Source organism: Streptomyces roseicoloratus (assembly GCF_004117935.1).
GTDB lineage: Bacteria > Actinomycetota > Actinomycetes > Streptomycetales > Streptomycetaceae > Streptomyces > Streptomyces roseicoloratus.
On sequence record NZ_SDOY01000170.1, the window covers coordinates 63685 to 82322 of the forward strand.

General features: G+C 71.2%; 15 protein-coding genes and 1 tRNA gene. 8 read left to right on the plus strand and 8 right to left on the minus strand.

Annotated elements, in window-relative coordinates; translation table 11 throughout:
* The first annotated feature begins 2 nt into the window (after positions 1 to 2).
* Positions 3 to 680 carry a SigE family RNA polymerase sigma factor gene (locus tag ESG85_RS30070; protein WP_246095395.1) on the plus strand — a complete coding sequence of 226 codons (678 nt, stop codon included), beginning with the start codon at positions 3 to 5 and terminating at the stop codon, positions 678 to 680.
* Positions 677 to 1951: a hypothetical protein gene (locus tag ESG85_RS30075; protein WP_246095397.1), complete on the plus strand. Its 1275-nt coding sequence runs from the start codon at positions 677 to 679 to the stop codon at positions 1949 to 1951. The genes ESG85_RS30070 and ESG85_RS30075 overlap by 4 nt, the downstream gene beginning before the upstream one ends.
* 187 nt (positions 1952 to 2138) lie before the next feature.
* On the opposite strand, the gene ESG85_RS30080 is transcribed toward ESG85_RS30075, so the two are convergent.
* Together ESG85_RS30080 and ESG85_RS30085 are read right to left on the minus strand one after the other, a co-directional pair.
* A complete protein-coding gene (locus ESG85_RS30080; RefSeq protein ID WP_128984335.1) occupies positions 2139 to 2879 on the minus strand; it encodes an SURF1 family protein in 741 nt (246 codons plus the stop codon).
* A gap of 23 nt (positions 2880 to 2902) precedes the next feature.
* Positions 2903 to 4747, minus strand: coding sequence for a S9 family peptidase (locus tag ESG85_RS30085; protein WP_246095399.1), 1845 nt, complete (start codon positions 4745 to 4747; stop codon positions 2903 to 2905).
* A 515-nt stretch (positions 4748 to 5262) separates the two neighbouring features.
* On the opposite strand from ESG85_RS30085, the gene ESG85_RS30095 reads away from it, so the two are divergent.
* Both ESG85_RS30095 and ESG85_RS30100 read left to right on the plus strand, forming a co-directional pair.
* Complete coding sequence (locus ESG85_RS30095) at positions 5263 to 6279, plus strand: YdcF family protein (RefSeq protein WP_128984336.1); 1017 nt, start codon at positions 5263 to 5265, stop codon at positions 6277 to 6279.
* Between the two features lie 77 nt (positions 6280 to 6356).
* The gene (locus ESG85_RS30100; RefSeq protein WP_128984337.1) at positions 6357 to 6638 is read left to right on the plus strand and encodes a hypothetical protein; all 282 of its coding nucleotides are present in this window, start codon (positions 6357 to 6359) and stop codon (positions 6636 to 6638) included.
* Between the two features lie 25 nt (positions 6639 to 6663).
* Here the strand turns inward: ESG85_RS30100 and ESG85_RS30105 are convergent, their stop codons facing one another.
* Positions 6664 to 7953, minus strand: a complete 1290-nt coding sequence (locus tag ESG85_RS30105; RefSeq protein ID WP_128984465.1) for a serine/threonine-protein kinase — start codon at positions 7951 to 7953, stop codon at positions 6664 to 6666.
* A 385-nt stretch (positions 7954 to 8338) separates the two neighbouring features.
* Entirely contained in the window at positions 8339 to 8989 is a 651-nt protein-coding gene (locus ESG85_RS30110) for a LysE/ArgO family amino acid transporter (protein WP_128984338.1), read from the minus strand.
* A gap of 69 nt (positions 8990 to 9058) precedes the next feature.
* Between ESG85_RS30110 and ESG85_RS30115 the strand changes: the two genes are divergently transcribed.
* Positions 9059 to 9964: a LysR family transcriptional regulator ArgP gene (locus ESG85_RS30115; RefSeq protein WP_128984339.1), complete on the plus strand. Its 906-nt coding sequence runs from the start codon at positions 9059 to 9061 to the stop codon at positions 9962 to 9964.
* Positions 9965 to 10125: 161 nt separating this feature from the next.
* Here ESG85_RS30115 and ESG85_RS30120 read toward each other — a convergent pair whose 3' ends face one another.
* Positions 10126 to 11529, minus strand: coding sequence for an MGMT family protein (locus tag ESG85_RS30120; protein WP_246095401.1), 1404 nt, complete (start codon positions 11527 to 11529; stop codon positions 10126 to 10128).
* A 522-nt stretch (positions 11530 to 12051) separates the two neighbouring features.
* On the opposite strand from ESG85_RS30120, the gene ESG85_RS30125 reads away from it, so the two are divergent.
* Complete coding sequence (locus ESG85_RS30125; RefSeq protein WP_246095403.1) at positions 12052 to 13209, plus strand: DNA sulfur modification protein DndB; 1158 nt, start codon at positions 12052 to 12054, stop codon at positions 13207 to 13209.
* A gap of 285 nt (positions 13210 to 13494) precedes the next feature.
* Here ESG85_RS30125 and ESG85_RS30130 read toward each other — a convergent pair.
* Together ESG85_RS30130 and ESG85_RS30135 are read right to left on the minus strand one after the other, a co-directional pair.
* Positions 13495 to 13568 (minus strand) — tRNA-Pro (locus ESG85_RS30130).
* 131 nt (positions 13569 to 13699) lie between these two features.
* Positions 13700 to 14638 (minus strand): metallophosphoesterase, encoded by a 939-nt coding sequence (locus ESG85_RS30135; RefSeq protein WP_128984341.1) that lies wholly within the window; start codon positions 14636 to 14638, stop codon positions 13700 to 13702.
* Positions 14639 to 14733: 95 nt separating this feature from the next.
* Here ESG85_RS30135 and ESG85_RS30140 point away from each other — a divergent pair, with 95 nt between their 5' ends.
* Entirely contained in the window at positions 14734 to 15198 is a 465-nt protein-coding gene (locus ESG85_RS30140) for a GatB/YqeY domain-containing protein (protein ID WP_128984342.1), read from the plus strand.
* Between the two features lie 170 nt (positions 15199 to 15368).
* Here ESG85_RS30140 and ESG85_RS30145 read toward each other — a convergent pair whose 3' ends face one another.
* Positions 15369 to 17612 carry a transglycosylase domain-containing protein gene (locus tag ESG85_RS30145; RefSeq protein WP_128984343.1) on the minus strand — a complete coding sequence of 748 codons (2244 nt, stop codon included), beginning with the start codon at positions 17610 to 17612 and terminating at the stop codon, positions 15369 to 15371.
* A gap of 548 nt (positions 17613 to 18160) precedes the next feature.
* Between ESG85_RS30145 and ESG85_RS30150 the strand changes: the two genes are divergently transcribed.
* Positions 18161 to 18505, plus strand: a complete 345-nt coding sequence (locus tag ESG85_RS30150; protein WP_046910200.1) for a WhiB family transcriptional regulator — start codon at positions 18161 to 18163, stop codon at positions 18503 to 18505.
* Positions 18506 to 18638: the final 133 nt, after the last annotated feature.

An 18638-nucleotide genomic window follows, 5' to 3' on the forward strand; every position in this document is an offset into this window, starting at 1 on the left:
GCGTGGCAGAGGTACTCGACATCGCGGCGGTCATCCCGCTGCGCAGCACCGCGGTGCGCCCGCTCAGGCGGCCGCGCCCGGTCAGTGGCATGCCGGTGATCGCGCCCATGCCCCTCAGGACCAGCCGTCCGGCCACCGTCAGCGGCATTCCGGCGCCCCGCGAGGGCGCTGACGACACGATGGCAGCCGGCACCACCGTCGACCACCTCACCGAGACCTACCGGGCCCACTACCGCTCGCTGCTGGGTCTCGCCGCGCTGCTCCTCGACGACACAGCCTCGTGCGAGGACGTCGTCCAGGAGGCCTTCATCCGGGTCCACTCGGCGCGCAGCCGGGTGCGCGACCCCGAGAAGACCCTGGCCTATCTGCGGCAGACGGTCGTCAACCTCTCGCGCTCCGCGCTGCGCCGGCGCATCCTCGGCCTCAAGCTCCTCTCCAAGCCCATGCCCGACATGGCCAGCGCGGAGGAGGGCGCCTACGACCAGCTGGAGCGCGACGCGCTCATCAAGGCCATGCGCGGACTCCAGCGACGGCAGCGCGAGGTGCTGGTGCTGCGATACTTCGCCGACATGACGGAAGCCCAGGTCGCGGAGACCCTCGGGATCTCCCTCGGGTCCGTCAAGGCCTACGGCTCCCGCGGCATCGCGGCGCTGCGGGTCGCCATGGAGGCCACGTCATGAGCGGGTCGCCGGACGGCGCCGGTGGCGGCACCCGGGAGGGTGCCCGCGACGGCGGCGCCGCGCAGAGCCGCGCCACGAGCCGCGGCGCAGGCCCTCGGGCGGGCCGGGACACGGACCCGATGGCGCGTCGCGGGGCGGACCGCGAGACCGGCCGCGGGCCGGGCGGTGGCGCGGCATGGCACGAGCAGCAGCACGACCAGCACGGTGACCGGGACGACCTGAGTGGACGCGGGATGGTGAACGAAGCGCCGGAGAACGGCACGCCCGACGAAGTGGCGCTGCGGCGCCTCCTCCAGGGCGCGGTGGCCGGTCTCGAACCCTCCGAGGGCGCGCTCGACCACCTGCGCCGTGCCGTGCCCGCCCGCCGGGTGCGCAAGCGGCAGGCGCTCGTCGGCGTCGCCGCCGCCGTCGTCCTCGTCGGTACGGCCGTCCCGGCGCTGGTGCACGTCGCCTCCTCGGGCGGGGTCACCGCCGACAAGGCCGTCAACGCCGGGCACGGCGAGCAGGCCCAGGGCGGCACGGGCACCGAGACCGGCATCGAGGGCGGCCAGCAGAGCGACACCCAGGCCCCCGGCACGGCGGAGCCCAGCCATGGAGAGGCCGAGGGCGCCGGCGGCAAGCCCACCGCGTCGGCCGACGGCCCGGGCGGCAGCACGGGCGACGCGACGGCACCGTCCGGCGCCCCGGAGACCAAGCCGGTCTGCGAGGCCGGACAGCTGGGCGTCAGCTCCGTGCAGACCGGCGCCCCGGACGCGACCGGGAAGGTCTACGGGACCTTCCGCATCGCCAACGTCTCCGCCCGCGACTGCGTGGTCGGCGGCGCCGGCCGGGTCGGCTTCGCGGCGCGCGGCGCCGCCGACGGCGCGCGGATCACGGTCGTGGAGCACACCACCGGCGACGCGGCGAGCGGCCTGCCCGACCCTTCGCAGGAGGCGCCCAAGCTCCTGTTGACCCCGGACAACGCGTACGAGGTGCGGTTCGCCTGGGTACCCAGCGAGACCTGCCCCACCACCGGCCCGGAGCCGACGCCCACCCCGACCCCGTCGTCGGCCGGCGGCTCGACCTCCGCCGGCACCGGGACCACCGGCTCCACCGGCACGGACACCACGGACAGCGCCCCCGCCGCCCAGCTCGCCACCGACGGCGGCCCGACGGACGGCAGCGTCGAGGTCACCCACACCGCCGACCCGGGCGGCCCGGTGGCCGCGGCCACCATCCCCAACGCCTGCGCGGGCACCATCTACCGAACCGGAGTCCTGGACGCCTCCTGAACGACCGGCTCCCTGAACGGCCTGCTTAGCCGGGCGCTCCCACGGGCCGAGGGCGCCGACGGGCCGGGCGCTCCTGCACACCGCGTTCCGACCGGCCGCGCGCTCCTACCCGCCGAGTGGGCCCGCAGGCCCAGCGCGCCCCACAGCCAGCGCCCCCAGCCCGAGCGCGTCCTGCGGCCCCAGCGCCCTACAACCCCAGCGCGGCGTCCCGGGAGGCCTCGGCCTCGCGGCGCAGCAGCCGGAACCACATGAAGACCACGAAGCCGGCGAAGACGAACCACTCGGCGGTGTAGCCCAGGTTCTGGAAGGCCTTCATGTCCAGGGAAGTGCCCGCGGCGGCCGTCGCCGGCACCGGGGTCAGCCCGGCCGGGGACTCGGTCAGGGTGATCCAGGCGTCGTAGACGTCGTCCGACACCACGTTCACCAGCGAGGCGGCGCTGATCATGCCCAGCTGGCCCTGCGGCAGCCCGCCGGCCGCACGCACGCCCTTGGAGCCGGCGTTCTCCGAGGCCTGGAGCGCGCCCGTCACCGTCACCTCGCCGGCTGGCGGTGCCGGCGCCTTCGCGCCGGCGGGCAGCCAGCCGCGGACCACCGGCAGCGCCTTGCCGCCGTCGGTCCTCAGGAGCGTCAGCACGTACGAGCCGGTGCGGCCGTCCAGCTCCCGGTCGGGCACCAGGAACTGCTCACCGAACCGTCCGCTGGCGCGGGCGATCCGTCCCGAGGTCTCCTTGTCCACCGGCAGCAGCGTCTCCAGCGCCTGGGCGGACCCCGCCGTCGGGGCCGGCCGCCGATCGGCATCCTGGTGGTCGGCGACACGGTCCTCGAACTTGCCCATCTGCCACGTGCCCATGAACAGGCAGAACGGGATCGCGAGGAGAACGAAGACGTTGATCCCCCACCAGCGGGGCGTTCTCAGGAACCGGTACACACCCCCACGGTACGCAAGCCCCCTCAGCCCACCTCCTTCCGGGTCCCCAGGTGACGGGCCGCGAAGGCGAGGTCCAGGGCGACCTGCTTGATCCGCTCGTCCACCACCAGCGAGCCGTGCCCCGCGTCGTACCGGTACACCTCGTGCACCGCGCCCCGGGCGGCCAGCCGGTCCACGTAGTTCTCGATCTGGCGGATCGGGCAGCGGGGGTCGTTGACCCCGGCCGAGATGTGCACCGGCGCCTTCACCGCGTCCACGTACGTCAGCGGCGACGACGCCGCGAACCGCTCGGTCACCTCCTCGGGCGAGCCGCCGAGGAGCGTGCGGTCGAGCGCCTTCAGGGCCTCCATCTCGTCCTCGTAGGCCGTCACGTAGTCGGCGACGGGCACCGCGGCGAGGCCGACCGCCCAGTCGTCCGGCTGGGTGCCGAGGCCGAGCAGGGTGAGGTATCCGCCCCAGGAGCCGCCGGCGAGCACCAGCCGCTTCGGGTCGGCGAGCCCGCTCGCCACGGCCCACGTGCGGACCGCCGCGATGTCCTCCAGCTCGATCAGACCGACCCGGTGCTTGAGCGCGTCCGTCCACTCCCTGCCGTAGCCGGTCGAGCCGCGGTAGTTCACCCGCACCACCGCGTAGCCGTGGTCGACCCAGGCGGCGGGGCCCGCGGCGAAGGAGTCGCTGTCGTGCCAGGTGGGGCCGCCGTGCACCTCGAAGACCGTCGGGAACGGTCCCTCGCCCTCCGCCGGGCGCTGCACCAAGGCGTGGATCCGGCCGCCCGGGCCGTCCACCCACACGTCCTCCACCGGCACCGACGACGGTGCCTTCGGGCCCGGCGGGTCGAGGACGACCGAGCCGTCCGTGGACCGCACCACCGGCGGGTGGGCGGCCGAGGACCACAGGTACTCCACGGAGCCGTCCGGGCGGGCCGTCGCGCTCGACACCGAGCCGGCCGGGGTGTCGACCCGTACCAGGGCGCCGGTCGCTATCTCGTACCGCCACAGCTCGCTGCGGGCCTCGAAGCCGTGCACGATCAGCAGGCCCGAGCCGTCCGGATACCACTCGGCCGACACGTCGCCCGGCAGGTCGAGCCGCAGATCGGTCTCCGTGCCCGTGGCCACGTCCCACAGCATCGGCTCCCAGCGGCCGCGCCGCTGGTGCCCGACGAGCAGCCGGGTGTCCCCGGCGAGCGGCGCGAAGCCGAGGACGCTCAGGCCCAGCTCCTCCGTACCGCCCTTGGTGTCGTCGAGCTCCGCCACCGTCGAGGCGTCGGCGGCCCGCAGCACCCGGATCGCCGAGTGCATCGCGTCGCCGTGCTCGGTGTGCTCGATCGCGATCAGGCTCCCGTCGTGGGAGAGGTCGCCGACGCCGGCCGACTCCCGGTGCCGGTAGATCTCCACCGGCCCGTCGGTGCCCGGCCGCAGCAGATGCACGGTCGAACCGTCCTCGTCGGTCGACCGGCCGACCACGACCGTGCCCTCCCGGCCTATGGCGAGGCCCGCCGGATAGGAGGCCGCGAGCCCCGCCACGGCCGGTTCGTCCGCGCCGCCATCGAACGGCTGGCGCATCCACACGCCGAACTCGTCGCCGTCGGTGTCGGCGAACCACCAGATCCACCGGCCGTCCGGGCTGAGCGTGCCGTCAGTGGTCCCGTTCGGCCGGTCGGTCACCTGCCGCTGCACACCGGTCGCCCGGTCCCACGCGTACAGCTCGTACGTCCCCGTGGCGTTCGACACGAACAGCGAGCGGTCCGGGGCCTCCTCGGCCCACTCCGGCAGCGACACCCGCGGGGCGCGGAACCGCTGCTCCCAGACGGGCGCCGCCGCGAAGTCCTCGCCGGTTGCGTCCGCCGCGTCCTTGATCTCCTCGTTCATGCAGCCATGATGCTCCGCCGGACCGACAAACGGGGCGCCCCGTCCGCAACCTGTGGATAACCTCTCGCGGCCCGGGCTCCGGACCTCCGGTCCCCGGGCCCTCGCCCCCGCTTGCGGCCCTCGCCCCGGCTCGCGGGCCCCCGGCTCCCGGCCCGCGGCCTCGCTGTCCTCGGCTCGGGTCGGGTCGGTAGCTCGCGGCTCGGGCCGGCGACTCGTGACGCGGACTCGGACGCGGACTCGGACGCGGGCAGGGATTCGCACGGACGCGGATTCGCATAGACGCGGACTTGGACTCGGACTCGGGCCACGGACGCGGACTCGGGTAGTGATTCAGACTCGGGTAGTGATTCAGACTCGGGCACGGACTCAGACTCGGACTTGGAGTCAGACTCGGACTCGGGTGCGGCGTCCGCGGTCCTCCGCGACTCCCCCCGGCATCCGGTTCCGGCCAGGCGGGCGCCGGAACGGCCCACAAGGGGCGGCCTGTTGTCGGAGGCGCTGTCTACGATGGCGGCATGTTCGCCTACGTCGTCGCCGCGGTCTTCCTCGGGCTCTTCGGTGCCGGTGTGCTCCGCGACCGGCGCCGTTTCAGCAACGCCGTGTACCTCGGCCTCGCCGTTACGTTCCTCGGCCTCGGACTGCTCGCCGGGCTCGAAGACGCACCGCCAGGTGTCGCCGTCACGGTGATGGTCCTCGTGCTGCTCGTGCTGTCCCTCGGCCCGGTGGCGCTCGCCGGACTGCTGTGCGCCAACGGCGTCAAGATGGTCCGCAAGGAGGGCAGACGGCCCGCGAACCTGCTCTCGTTGCTCGCCGGGCTCGGCATCCTCGGCGTCATGGGCCTGATGGCCGCGGCCGTCCTCACCCACTCCACGACCCTCGGCATCGTCGTCGGCACCCTCCTGATGGTCCTCGGCTACGTCTCCTTCCTCTTCCTCAGCTTCATCGGCTACGCCTTCCTCTACGGCCGGATGCGCATCCGGCGCGACGCCGACTACGTCGTCGTCCTCGGCTCCGGCCTGGTCGGCGGACGCCGCGTACCGCCGCTGCTCGCGAGCCGGCTGGACCGCGGCCGCCAGGTCTTCGAGACGCTGGCCGAGCGCCGTGAGGTGGACCGGACGCCGGTCCTGATCACCTCCGGCGGTCAGGGCCCCGACGAGGAGGTGCCGGAGTCGCACGCGATGGCCGACTACCTGGTGGAGCGAGGCTTTCCGGCGGACCGGATCGTGCGCGAGGACCGCTCGCGTACGACCGAGGAGAACATGCTGTTCAGCCACGCCTTGATGGAGGCGGAACGCCCCGGCGCCGAGTGCGTGATCGTGACGAACAACTTCCATGCGTTCAGGGCCGCCCTGATGGCCCGGAAGGCGGGCGTCAACGGACAGGTGGTGGGCTCGCCGACCGCCGCGTACTTCTGGCCGAGTGCGACGATCCGCGAGTTCGTGGCGGTCTTCCTGCAGTTCAAGGCCGTGAACCTGGGCATCTGCTCGGGCCTGGTCCTGGTGGGCGCCATGGCCCTCGCCTTCGTACGGTGACGATGCCGGACGGGCCGGGATGGTTCTACGCTGGAGGGAAGGCGGCGGAAGGCGGCCCGGCGCGCGGAGGCGACGTCATGAGAGCACGACACCACTTCCACATCGACTACCGCGGCCACTCGGTCAGCGCCACCGTCCAGACCGGTCACCATCCGGTGGTCGAGATCCTGGTGGACGGCAAGGAGACCGGGTACGCCACGAGCCGTGACGACCGGCCCGTCCTCATCCACCTCGAACTGCCGGCGGACCCGCCGATCCCGGTGACCGTCCGCGCGACGCCGGGCCCCGGAGTGCCGCGCTGTCTGCTGCTCGGACCGGAGGAGCAGGAGGGCCATGTGATGGCCCCGCGCGTCTACTGACCGGCCGCGGTTCCTCCCCGCCGGCTCAGCTGAGCCAGGCCATCCCGATCAGCAGGAAGACGACGAACGCGACGGCACCGGCGACGGCGGCGGTACGGCGCGGTCTGCGCCGGGATATCGCCGCAAGCGGGTTCTCGGCCGGCTGCGGCTGGACCCGCCGCGACCGCTGCTGAGGCGCGTGCGCGACGGGCGCATGTGCGACGGGCGCGTGTGCGACGGGGCCGCCGTGGACCGGGCCGGGGACGGCGTTCGGCCCGGCGGCGCCGCCGGGCGCGACAGCCGGGTGCGGCGCCGTCGGACGTACGGAATGCGGCGCGCCCTGGTGAGCCGCCGCGGCTTGGTGAAGCGGTGCGGCCTGGTGAGGCGGCGTGGCCTGATGCTGCGGTACGGCCCGAGGCGGGACGCCGTGGGGAGGGGTCCGAGGAGCGCCCTGAGGAGTGCTCCCGGGCGGCATGCCGTGCGGAGCCGGTTGCGACGGTACGGCTTGGGGCAGCGGCATCGGCTGGTCGCGCCACGCGCCCGAGCTGAACCAGTCGGCGATGGCCTGCGCGGTCGGCCGCTGCTCCGGCTGCTTGGCGAGTAGCGACAGCAGATAGGCCTCGAACGCGGCGGGCATCGGCACGCCCAGCTGCCGCGGCGGCGCCGGCGGAGTGTCGATGTGCTGGTAGAGCAGCGCCGTCGCGGTGTCGGCACGGAACGGTGTCTGCCCGGTGAGCAGTTGGTACAGCACGCAGCCCAGCGAGTAGACGTCGGAGGCGGGCGAGGCAGGCTGCCCGAGGGCACGCTCGGGCGCGAGATAGAGCCCCGTACCCACGATCTGGCCGGTGGTGGTGAGCCCGGCGGAGGGGTCGTCGACGAAGCGCGCGATGCCGAAGTCGGCGAGTTTCACCGTGCCGTCGGCGTCCATCAGGAGGTTTCCGGGCTTGATGTCCCGGTGCACCACGCCCTGCCGGTGCGCCGCGGCGAGTCCGGCCGCGGCGTGCGCGGCGACCGTGGCGACCTGCTCGGCACCGAGGACGACGGACCGCCCCCGGTCGCCGGCGAGGCTGTCGCCCGCCACCAGTTCCATGACGAGGTACAGCTTCCCGTCCCAGGTGCCGAAGTCGAACACCCCGACGACGTGAGGGTGGCTCAGCCGCGCCGCGGTCTGCGCCTCCATGCGGAACCGGTCGGCCGCAGACGGGTCGTGCTCGTGACCCAGCATCAGTTTGACGGCGACGTCCCGCCCGAGGACCTCGTCGGTCGCCCGCCACACCTCGCCCATGCCGCCACGCCCGACGCACACTTGGAGCCGATATCGGTCCGCGACCAGCACCTGAGAACCCACCCTTCTTCTGGACGCCTCATCGTAGAGCGGGTATTGAAGGGTTCTTGCCCCGCGTCCACGTACGCGGCCCGCCAGGGCCGGCCTGTCGCCGTGCGACCGGGGGGTGGTGTGCTGCGTCTGGAACAAGGTCGGACAGGTAGGTCTGACAGGCAGGTCTGACAGGTAGGTCTGACGGGCAGGCCGGATTGGTCGGGCAGGTCGGACGGGCAGGCCGGACCGGACAGGCAGGTCGGACTGGTCGGGCAGGTCGGACTGGTCGGGAAGTTCGGGCAGGTCGGACTGGTCGGGAGGTTCGGGACTGGTCGGGAAGATCGGGCCGGTCGTGGTCGGGCCGGTCGGGCCGGTCGGATACGTCGGACCCGCCGGGCCGGTCCTAAGCCCCGGCCACCAGCATCCCGCCCATCGCGAGCATGGTCGCCGCGACCAGCCCGTCCAGCACCCGCCATGCCTTCGGTCGGGACAGCACGCCGCTCAGCAGCCGGGCGCCGAACCCCAGGGCGACGAACCAGCTCAGGCTGGCCAGGGCCGCGCCCGCGCCGAAGGCCCAGCGCAGGTCGCCGCGGTCCGAGGCGAGGGAGCCGAGCAGGAGCACGGTGTCGAGGTAGACGTGGGGGTTCAGCCAGGTCATCGCCAGGCAGGTCAGGACCGCCCGCCGGGCGGATCGCGCGCCCGGCCCGTCGGCGGATCGCGCGCCCGGCCCGTCGCCGGTCGTGAGCGAGGCGTCCGGGTCGGGACGGAGCACCCGCCGGGCCGCCAGGAAGCCGTAGCAGAGCAGGAAAGCCCCGCCCGCGAGACCGACTGCGGTCAGTGCCACCGGCCAGGCCGTGACCACCGCGCCGACACCGGCCACGCCGAGCGTGATCAGGGCCACGTCCGAGAGGGCGCAGATCGCGACGACCGCGAGGACGGCCTGCCGGCGGGCGCCCTGGCGCAGCACGAACGCGTTCTGGGCCCCGATGGCCACGATGAGGGAGAGCCCGGTCCCGAAACCGGCGATTACGGCGGCGATGGTGCTGCTGGTCATGTCCTTGACCGTACGGAGCACACATTCCCAGGTACAGCTAAAGATTCTTAGGTATCCTTAGCCCCACTTATGGACGAGCTGCCCCTGGACCAGGTTCGGACCCTGCTCGCGGTGGTCGACGAAGGCACCTTCGACGCCGCGGCCGCCGCCCTGCACGTGACTCCCTCCGCCGTCAGCCAGCGCGTCAAGGCCCTGGAGCAGCGCACCGGGCGGGTCCTGCTGCAGCGGACCAAGCCGGTACGGCTCACCGAGTCCGGCGAGGTGGTGGTCCGCTTCGCCCGGCAGCTCGCCAGACTGGAGCGGGACGCCCGTACCGAACTCGGCCTGGCGGCCGAGCAGGGCCCGGCCAGGGTGCCGATCGCGGTCAACGCCGACTCCCTCGCCACCTGGTTCCTGCCCGCGCTCACCCGGGTCCCGCAGGACCCGCCGATCTGCTTCGAGCTGTACCGGGAGGACGAGTCCCACACCACCGCCCTGCTGCGCGAGGGCCAGGTGATGGCAGCGGTCACCTCCTCGCCGGAACCGGTGGCCGGCTGCACCGTACGGCGCCTCGGGTCGGCCCGCTACCTGGTCGTGGCCACACCGGAGTTCGCGGACCGGCATTTCACCGGGGACCTGGCCGCGGACCTGAGCGAGGCGCCCACGGTGGTCTTCGACCGGCGTGACGAACTCCAGGACGCGTTCGTCCGGTCCCTCACCCGGGGCCGCTCGGGCGCAGGGCGGATCCGCCACATGGTGCCCGCCTCCGACGGCTTCCGCGACGCGGTGGCCGCCGGTCTCGGCTGGGGCCTCGTCCCCGAACCGCAGGCCGAGCCACTGCTCCGCGCCGACCGCCTGGTGGAACTGGCGCCCGGCAGACCCCTGGACGTCCCGCTGTACTGGCAGCAGTGGAAACTGGACTCCCCGGCCCTCTCCACGGTCGCCGAAGCAGTGGCATCAGCCGCCACCGACTCCCTGCTGACCACCCCGGCGTGACAACCGCCTGACACCGCCTGGCAACCGCCTGCTATCGCCTGGCAACCGCCTGCTATCGCCTGGCACTGCCTGACATCACCTGACATCGCCTGGCACCGTCTGACGCCTTCGTCGCGCGACGGCCTGCGTATCCGGTCTCGCGCCACGTGCTCGTCCGGACGTCAGCTCTCGAGCAGTTGCCGAAGCTCATCCAGCGTCAGGCGCGCTTCCGTGGCTGCGGTGTCCCTGTCGAAGCGGACGCCTTCGTCGGTCAGGATCTCCCTAGGCGCGCCCGAGTGCGTGGCGCCGACCCTTCGGAATCCCGCCGCGACGCGTCCCGCCGCGGTGAGGACGCGCCATGGGGCGGGACACTGGCCGCAGTTGGCGAGGTGGGTGCCGACGGGGACGGCGTGACTGCCGATGACGGTGGCCACGTCGCCGTACGTGGTCCAGCGCCCAGGAGGGATGGTCTCCAGCAAGGCGTGCATGCGTGTCCAGTCCTTGCCGGTACCGCGGAGTCGCTTGGCGAGGGTGGCGAGGTCGGTGCCTTCGAGCGTCGCCCATTCCTCGGGGTCGACGTTGTCCGGGAGACGAGCGGTGTCGATGCCCCACCAGGTCGTGCCCTGGATCCCGTCCGCCTTCCGGTCCGTCACACTGCGGAAGATGTGGTTGGCAAGCCCGGTCGGCGTGTACCTATTGCCGTCGGCATCCCAGGTCAGGGGCTTCGCGGTGTCGTTGGTCCAGGTAGCCGTCGAGCGGTTGGCGTCCTCGCCGACCCACACGGCGATGGCGTCACGGATGGAGTCCGTCACACCGTGTCGCGGGACCAGCCGCAACCGGGTCCCGTCGGGCAGCAGACCGGCCCCCACGAGTACGTGCACGGCGTTCTGGGCTCGTGAGCGTTCCTCCAGCTTCTGGGCGGCGGCTTTGGCCTCGACGCGCGCGGGGGCCAGAGTGAACTCCTCCACCTCGGGAGTCGGGTAGACCTTGGTGAAGCCGGCCACCAGATGGCCTTCGACCCTCCACAAGCCGACCTGGATGAGGTCGATGTCGAGGTTCATTTCCGACAGCCAGACAACGGTGTGCGTGACCTGCTTGGGGAAGTCCGCAGCGATGATCACCTGTCGGGGCCGCTGCAGCAGCTCCGGGCTCCAGTCACCGTCGACGTGATCGAGGAGGCGCTGCCTGCTCGCTTCGAGATCAAGTGTCTGCCCTCGGCGCGCCAGGAAGTCGCGATGTGCCTGAGCCAGGGTGTCGATGTCGAAGCGGGACACCAGCGCGGCGTACGTGATCGCTTGGAGGTGTACGTCCCGGTCGGCTGTCCCCCGCTTCAGCTCGACCACGACGAGCCGACCCGTGGCGTCCAGTCCCAGGACGTCCAGCCGGTCGCGCGCCGGAACACCGTCCGTGTCGGCCCACCGGTCGAATTCCGCAGTGATGACGAGCACCGCCTCGCCGAGGACCTGCGGGTTGTCGATCACCCACTCCTGAAGATGCTGCCGCTCGAGCAGCCCCTCCGCTGCCAGCCCAGTGGGGGAGACGGGCATCGCCGACGAACCCGAAACCGTGAAGAGATGATCCACCATGCCCCCTCGCCGTGCCCGGCGGAGTCGGCCAGGCGCTCAGAGAGCCTACGGCTCGGACGGTCCTGCCGCAGTCACATGGGCTCTGCTCCTGGATCTGCCCCGCCCCTGCAGAAACCGCGGCCCCAGCATGGTCCGAGCGCGGCCCCAGTACCGCCTGAACGCGGTTCGTCAACGTCTCCCAGGAGGATCCGGAATCTGCCACGGCCGGTCGGATCGAGGCCAGCTACGTCGGCCACCCGCAGATTCGATGGGCAGCCAACGTGTCTGAATACTGCTCACCGCAACGGCGCGGGAACATGCGTTTGCTCTGCCTCAGCATTCAGCTGACTGACTGCGGAGCACGCAACTGTGCTTTCCACACACCGCAGTTGACCTCCTGATGGGCGCCCCGATACCGTCCTGCAATGTGATGGGGCGTCAAGAAGAGTGCCCTTGGAGGGGGATAACTTGAGCACTGCCAAGCCTTTGAAGCCAGTGACCACCGGTCTGCCTGTTGATCTCCGGGAGATCCGCAAGGGGGTCATGGCGAACGGCGTGATCGACTGTGAGAACCTCCTGGCCATCGTCAACGATCCGCAAGAGGTCGAGGACGCCACCAAGCGTGCTCAGAAGGCCGGACAGCCGGTCAGCGAGTACGCCCGCACGCGTGCCGAGATCCAGCGCCTCCTTGGCACCGCGGGCAGCAAGAAGGCCAAGAACGTCGGCGAGTATGCCGACTACATTGCGGCCGGCCTGCGGGGAGACTTCGACGACGCCTGGTCGCTGCCGCAGATCACCCTGTGGTCGCCGCGCCCGCTGGCCATCTCCGAGGAGGGCTCGGCGGCCCTGCCGATCAAGGACGGTCTCTTCGCTCTGGATAGTGAGACCCAGGTCACCGCCTGGCACCGCATCAAGAGGAACCCGGCCGCGTACGGCCTGGAGGACATCGACTTCGGAGCGATCCCCCTGTCCTTCGAGATCTTCCACGGCATCAGTGTCATGGCCGCCCGCCAGATCTTCCATGACCGCAACCTGAAGGGAGTTCCGGTCGACAAGTCCCTGGCCATGTCCATGGACGGCCGTGACTTCGGCACCACTGTGACGCGCAAGCTGATGGAGTCGCTGGAGGTGCCTTCCGGTGAGGGCACTGTTCCGTTGTCCCGCCTCATCCTCACGGGCAAGCGCCAGGTGTCGGACAAGGCTGCCGAGTGGATGACGATGTCCGTCCTGCGAACCCTCGTCTCCACGGCCATGCTCGGCAAGGCCGGTATCCACGCCGCGTCGACCGGCATCGAGCACGAGGACATCCCCGCTGACGAGAACGGCAACCGTCCGGACAAGCTCGTTGTCCAGCGCGAGGTCATGGAGACACTGGGCGCCTTCCTTCAGGAGAACGCCGAGCTCTTCCACGCCAAGACCGCCATTACCGCCCCTGCCGTCGTAGCCGGCCTCGGCGCGACCATGAACCGCACCATGTCCTGGAGTGCGGACCCCATGCCCGAGGGCCTCACCCTGGAGCGCCTGCTGGAGGAGGTCCAGTGGGAGCGTGAGGCCAAGTACTGGAGCGGGATCGCGGCCAAGGTGACCGATCGGGGAGCCGTCTCCTGGGCCGGCGGCGCCCGCGACTCCGGCCACAAGGTCTACGACGCACTGAACCGCCCCGAGAGCGTCACGGGTATGCAGATCCGCGGACGGTTCTAGCTTCGGTCTCAGGCGCGGCGGGCCCCTCGAGACCACTATGCCGCCGTGACGTCACATGGCAAGACTGCCGTAGATGGACGGTCCCTGGCCCAGAGCCGGTCAGGGGCCGCTCTCCTGCTCACGATGTGCCCCCCGACAGGTCCTTTCCCGTCTCGAGGGGCGGTCTCCGGCGCAGCGGGGAGCGAGCGGGCCTGCAGGAGCGCTCGTCACGCAGATGAACGCGCAAACGAAAACAGGTGAGGCGCCTAGGAACGTTCCTAGGCGCCTCACCTGGTGTTTCGGCTGTCGGGGTGGCGGGATTTGAACCCACGACCTCTTCGTCCCGAACGAAGCGCGCTGCCAAGCTGCGCTACACCCCGATGTCGCTGCTCTGTTCTCCACGTCGCGGCGACATCGATTACTTTAGCCCACCCGCGCCCAGACACGAAATCCGGTATTCGCGGCCCGCCGCCGCAGGTCGGAAGCGGTTCGTCGGGCGGAGCGGGTGGGGTCAGGTGCGGGCGGTCAGGGTGAGGAGCGTGGCCTCGGGCGGGCAGGCGAAGCGGACCGGGGTGTAGCGGTTGGTGCCGCAGCCGGCCGAGACGTGCAGGTACGAGGTGCGGTCGGCGACCGTGTGCGTGGACAGGCCCTTCACGCGGTCGGTGTCGAGGTCGCAGTTGGTGACCAGGGCGCCGTAGAAGGGGATGCACAGCTGTCCGCCGTGCGTGTGCCCGGCCAGGATCAGCTCGTAGCCGTCCGCGGTGAACGCGTCCAGGGACCGCAGGTACGGCGCGTGGACCACGCCCATCGAGAAGTCGGCGTCCTGGTCGGGGCCGCCGGCCACCCGCTCGTAACGGTCCCGCTTGATGTGCGGGTCGTCGACGCCCGTGAAGGCGAGGTCGAGCCCGGGCAGCTTCAGGCGGCCGCGGGTGTTGGTCAGGTTCACCCAGCCGGCCGCGTCGAAGGCGTCCCGCATGCCTTCCCACGGGTTGTGGACGGCGCCGACCACCGGCGGGTTGCCGTTGAGGCCGTGCCGGCCCTGCACCTTCTCCTTCAGGTAGCGGGCGGGGTTGCGCAGCCGTGGGCCGTAGTAGTCGTTGGAGCCGAAGACGTACACGCCCGGGAACTCCATCAGCGGCCCCAGCGCGTCCAGGACCTCCGGCACGGCCTGCGGGTCGGACAGGTTGTCGCCGGTGTTCACGACGAAGTCCGGGCGCAGCCCGGCGAGGGACTGCAGCCAGGCCCGCTTCTTCCGCTGGCCGCTGACCATGTGGATGTCGGAGACCTGGAGCACCCGCAGATCACGCATGCCCCGGGGGAGCACCGGGATGGTCACCCGGCGCAGTCGGAACGAGCGGGCCTCGAAGCCCGCCGCGTAGACGACGCCGGCCGCCGCCGTCGCCGTGAGGCCTGCCGTGATCTTCAGGGGGATCCCGTACCGTGCGCGCATCCCCTTATCGTCGCAGACCCGCCGAGCGCGTTCGCGGACACGGTGGGCGGAAATGCGGGGGCGGTACAGCCCCGGCACCTGCCACACTTGACCCCATGACCACGCTCAAGGCCAAGCTTCAGGACGACCTCAACGCCGCGATCAAGGAGCGCGACGAGCTGCGCTCCTCGACCCTGCGGCTGACCATCGCCGCCGTCACCAAGGAGGAGGTCGCGGGCAAGACCAAGCGCGAGCTCTCCGACGACGAGGTGCAGAAGGTGATCGCCAAGGAGGCGAAGAAGCGCCGCGAGGCCGCGGACGCCTTCGCCCAGGGCGGTCGCGCCGAGCAGGCCGAGCGGGAGCGGGCCGAGGGCGAGATCCTCGACGCCTACCTGCCGAAGCAGCTGAGCGACGAGGAGCTGGAGGCCGTCGTGGCCGCCGCCGTCGAGGAGGCGAAGGCCGCCGGCGCGGAGGGCCCGCGCGCGATGGGCGCCGTCATGAAGATCGTGAACCCGAAGGTCGCCGGGCAGGCGGAGGGCGGCCGCGTCGCCGCCGCCGTGAAGAAGCTCCTCGCCGGCTGACCCTCCTCTTACACCACCGCGCGTGGCCCCGGTCCGCGCGCGACCCCGGCCCGCGCGTGGCCCCCGGTCCGCGCGCGACCCCGCGAGCCACGCACGAAGGCGCCCCTCCCGATCGACCGAACGATCAGGAGGGGCGCCTTCGTCGTGTGCCTTCGCCGAACGCCGACGACCTACTGGCCGTTGCGGCCCCCGTTGCCGTGACCGCCCCTGCCCGTCATTCCGCCGATCAGGTCCGGCGGCAGGGTGATCCCGCCCGGCAGCGTGGTGCCCGGGTTCCGGCCGCCCGGCTTGTTGTCGTCGCCGGGGCGCTTGTCCTTGTCCTTGTCCTTGTCTCCGGGCTGCGCGCCGCGCGGCACGTCGACCCGGACGAAGGACGGGGTCTCTCCGGCCTCGAGCGCGCCGGTCATCGCGATCCGCCAGATCGGGCCGGGGAGGCAGCCACCGCAGACCTTGTCGTAGTACTGGCCGCCGATGGTGATGTCGTACATTGACTTCTTCTCGCCGACGTCGTCACCGACCCACACCGCCGTGGACAGGTTCGGCGTGTAGCCGACGAACCAGGCGTCCTTGCGGTCGTTGGTCGTACCCGTCTTGCCCGCGTTGTCGCGGTCGCTCAGACCGGCCCTGGTACCGGTGCCGTCCTCGACGACGCCCTTCAGCATCTGGTTGACGGTGTCGGCGGTCCGCTCGCTCATCGCCCTGGAGCACTGGGTCTGCGGGACCTTCAGCTTCTCGCCGTTCGCGGTCGTGATCGACTCGATGGCGATGGGCGTGCAGTACGTGCCGCGGTTGGCGAAGGTCGCGTAGACCGAGGCCATGTCGAGCGGGGTGGCCTCCTGGCCGCCGAGCGTGATGGAGGGAAGCTCCTTCAGCTTCTTCCCGAGCTCACGCTCGTAGCCCATCTTCTGCGCCATGGTGACGGTCTCGCACAGACCGGCCATCTGCTCCAGCTGGGCGAAGTAGGTGTTGATGGACTTGCCGAGGGCGCTGGTCATGTCCCAGGTGCCGGCCTCGGACTGCATCTCGTTCTGGAGGTCCCAGTTGCCGCCGCCGGACGGTCCGCCCGCGCAGGTGGAGTAGGAGTTCATCGGCACCGAGATCTTCCACGGCGTCGTGAACGACTGCGCCGGGCTCAGGCCCTTCTCCAGCGCCGCGGCGGCCGTGATCGGCTTGAAGGTCGAGCCGACCTGGAAGCCGTACGTGGTGCCGCCCATCTTCTTGCCGACGGAGAGGTTGAGCGTCGTCTGGTGGAGCTTCTGGTCGAGGCCGTACGGGCGGGACTGGCCCATCGAGAGGATCTTGCCGCTGCCGGGCTGGACCTGGACCACCGAGGCGGCGACCGGGTCGTCCTTGTCGACCTTGGCGACGGCGGCCTCGTTGGCGGCGGCCTGGGCGCGCGGGTCGAGGGTGGTCCGGACGGTCAGACCGCCCAGGTTCCACAGCTTCTGGCGGTCCTCGGGGGTCTTCCCGAAGACCGGGTCGTTGAGGATCGTCTTGCGGACGTAGTCGCAGAAGAAGCCGGCACCGTCGACGGCGGTGATGCAGCCGTTCTTCGGCGACTTCACCTTCAGCTTGATCGGGGTGGCCATCGCCTTGTCGGCCTCCGCCTGGCTGATGTCCTTGACGTCGGCCATGCGCTGGAGGACGGTGTTGCGCCGCTTGGTCGCCTCCTGGATGTCGTTCACCGGGTCGTAGCGGCTCGGCGACTGCACGAGGCCGGCCATCATGGCGGCCTCGGGGAGGGTGAGGTCGGCGGCGGGCTTGGAGAAGTAGCGCTGCGAAGCGGCCTCGATGCCGTAGGCCTGCTGCCCGAAGAACGTGATGTTGAGGTAGTTCTCCAGGATCTTCTTCTTGCCCAGCTCCTCCTCGACCTGGATGGCGAACTTCAGCTCGCGCACCTTGCGGCCCAGGGTCTGCTGGGTGGCCTGGGCGACCTTCTCGGGGTCGTCGCCGGCCTCCTCGACGAAGACGTTCTTCACGTACTGCTGGGTGAGCGTGGACGCGCCCTGCGCGACTCCGCCGGACTGCGCGTTGCGGTTGATGGCGCGCAGCACGCCCTTGAGGTCGATCGCGCCGTGCTCGTAGAAGCGCGAGTCCTCGATCGCGACGATCGCCTTCTGCATGTACGGGGAGATCTTGTCCAGCGGTACGACCTTCCGGTCGCGCGAGTACACGGTGGCGATGTGGCCGCCCTCGGAGTCGAGGATGGTGGTGCGCTGACTCAGCGGTGGTGTCTTCAGGTTGGACGGGATCTCGTCGAACCCCTCGACCGTGCCCTTCGCCGCCAGCCCCATCACCCCGGCCGCGGGCAGGGCGATGCCCGCCAGCACGGCTCCGGCGAGCACACTGACCCCGAGGAACTTGGCGGCCTGCTGGGTCCCGGTCAGACCTCCGCCCGAGCGCTTCTTTGCCATGGGGGCAGCCTAATCCGTAGCGATGTGCGATCCGCAGGAGCAGGGGCCTCTCGGAGCGTTCGCGTACCAGACCGTGACATCCGGAGGCGTCAGAGGGAGGTGGGGAGGGAGCCGGAGGGAGCAGAGGGGGCGGAGGGAGTCAGAGGGGGCGGAGGGGCTCGTCCGCCGACCTGACGGCACGGCGCACGTGAGGTGCGGACGTTCGCATTCGCCGGACACGCGTATATGCCTTGGCCTAAGCTGCTCTCGACTGTCACAGCGGTGCGGTCCGGCATCAAGACCCGTGCGTGACAGAGGTGTGAATTCCCGCGTACCCGAAGCGCGGTGACTTCATGCCCGAATCGGGCTCATGTCCGTTATGGTCGTGATGTCCTTGCGTCACTCCCCTGGGTGATCTGACGCGTACGCATAGTCCGTTCGGGCCATTCAAGATTGGGCCCGAAGGGGGTGTTGCGCTGTCCCCGCCTTCCGTAACGTCCCAACTGGCAGCGGTGAATATGCCGCTACCGCCGTGGGGGAGCCTCGATTCGGGAGAGGACGGCGCCGGTATGGGCTGGGTAGCTGACTGGAGTGCGCAGGCGGCCTGCCGCACTACCGATCCGGATGAACTTTTCGTGCAGGGCGCGGCGCAGAACAGGGCGAAGGCGGTGTGCACCGGCTGTCCGGTGCGGACGGAATGTCTCGCCGACGCCCTCGACAACCGCGTGGAATTCGGCGTGTGGGGCGGTATGACGGAGCGCGAGCGACGCGCCCTGCTGCGCCGCCGGCCGACGGTCACCTCGTGGCGCCGGCTTCTGGAGACCGCGCGCACGGAGTACGAGCGGGGAGCGGGCCTGCTTCCCGTGGCGATGGACGACGACGCGACGTACGAGACGTACGCGGCGGTGGGCTAGCCCGCCGCCCGCACACCGCCCGTCGCGCACGTCCGTACACCTTCTGCGGTCGCGTCATCGCGTGCCCTCCGCTGGCAGGCGGAACGATCGTCCTTGTGCGGCACGGAGCGATCGTCCTGTACGGCCGGTGAAG

What these genes read in the sequence shown, in the direction of transcription:
- ESG85_RS30075 (WP_246095397.1), top strand. Translation starts at nt 677, where the DNA reads ATGAGCGGGTCGCCGGACGGCGCCGGTGGCGGCACCCGGGAGGGTGCC.
- ESG85_RS30085 (WP_246095399.1), bottom strand. Translation starts at nt 4,747, where the DNA reads ATGAACGAGGAGATCAAGGACGCGGCGGACGCAACCGGCGAGGACTTC.
- ESG85_RS30095 (WP_128984336.1), top strand. Translation starts at nt 5,263, where the DNA reads ATGTTCGCCTACGTCGTCGCCGCGGTCTTCCTCGGGCTCTTCGGTGCC.
- ESG85_RS30100 (WP_128984337.1), top strand. Translation starts at nt 6,357, where the DNA reads ATGAGAGCACGACACCACTTCCACATCGACTACCGCGGCCACTCGGTC.
- ESG85_RS30110 (WP_128984338.1), bottom strand. Translation starts at nt 8,989, where the DNA reads ATGACCAGCAGCACCATCGCCGCCGTAATCGCCGGTTTCGGGACCGGG.
- ESG85_RS30115 (WP_128984339.1), top strand. Translation starts at nt 9,059, where the DNA reads ATGGACGAGCTGCCCCTGGACCAGGTTCGGACCCTGCTCGCGGTGGTC.
- ESG85_RS30120 (WP_246095401.1), bottom strand. Translation starts at nt 11,529, where the DNA reads ATGGTGGATCATCTCTTCACGGTTTCGGGTTCGTCGGCGATGCCCGTC.
- ESG85_RS30125 (WP_246095403.1), top strand. Translation starts at nt 12,052, where the DNA reads ATGGCGAACGGCGTGATCGACTGTGAGAACCTCCTGGCCATCGTCAAC.
- ESG85_RS30135 (WP_128984341.1), bottom strand. Translation starts at nt 14,638, where the DNA reads ATGCGCGCACGGTACGGGATCCCCCTGAAGATCACGGCAGGCCTCACG.
- ESG85_RS30140 (WP_128984342.1), top strand. Translation starts at nt 14,734, where the DNA reads ATGACCACGCTCAAGGCCAAGCTTCAGGACGACCTCAACGCCGCGATC.
- ESG85_RS30145 (WP_128984343.1), bottom strand. Translation starts at nt 17,612, where the DNA reads ATGGCAAAGAAGCGCTCGGGCGGAGGTCTGACCGGGACCCAGCAGGCC.
- ESG85_RS30150 (WP_046910200.1), top strand. Translation starts at nt 18,161, where the DNA reads ATGGGCTGGGTAGCTGACTGGAGTGCGCAGGCGGCCTGCCGCACTACC.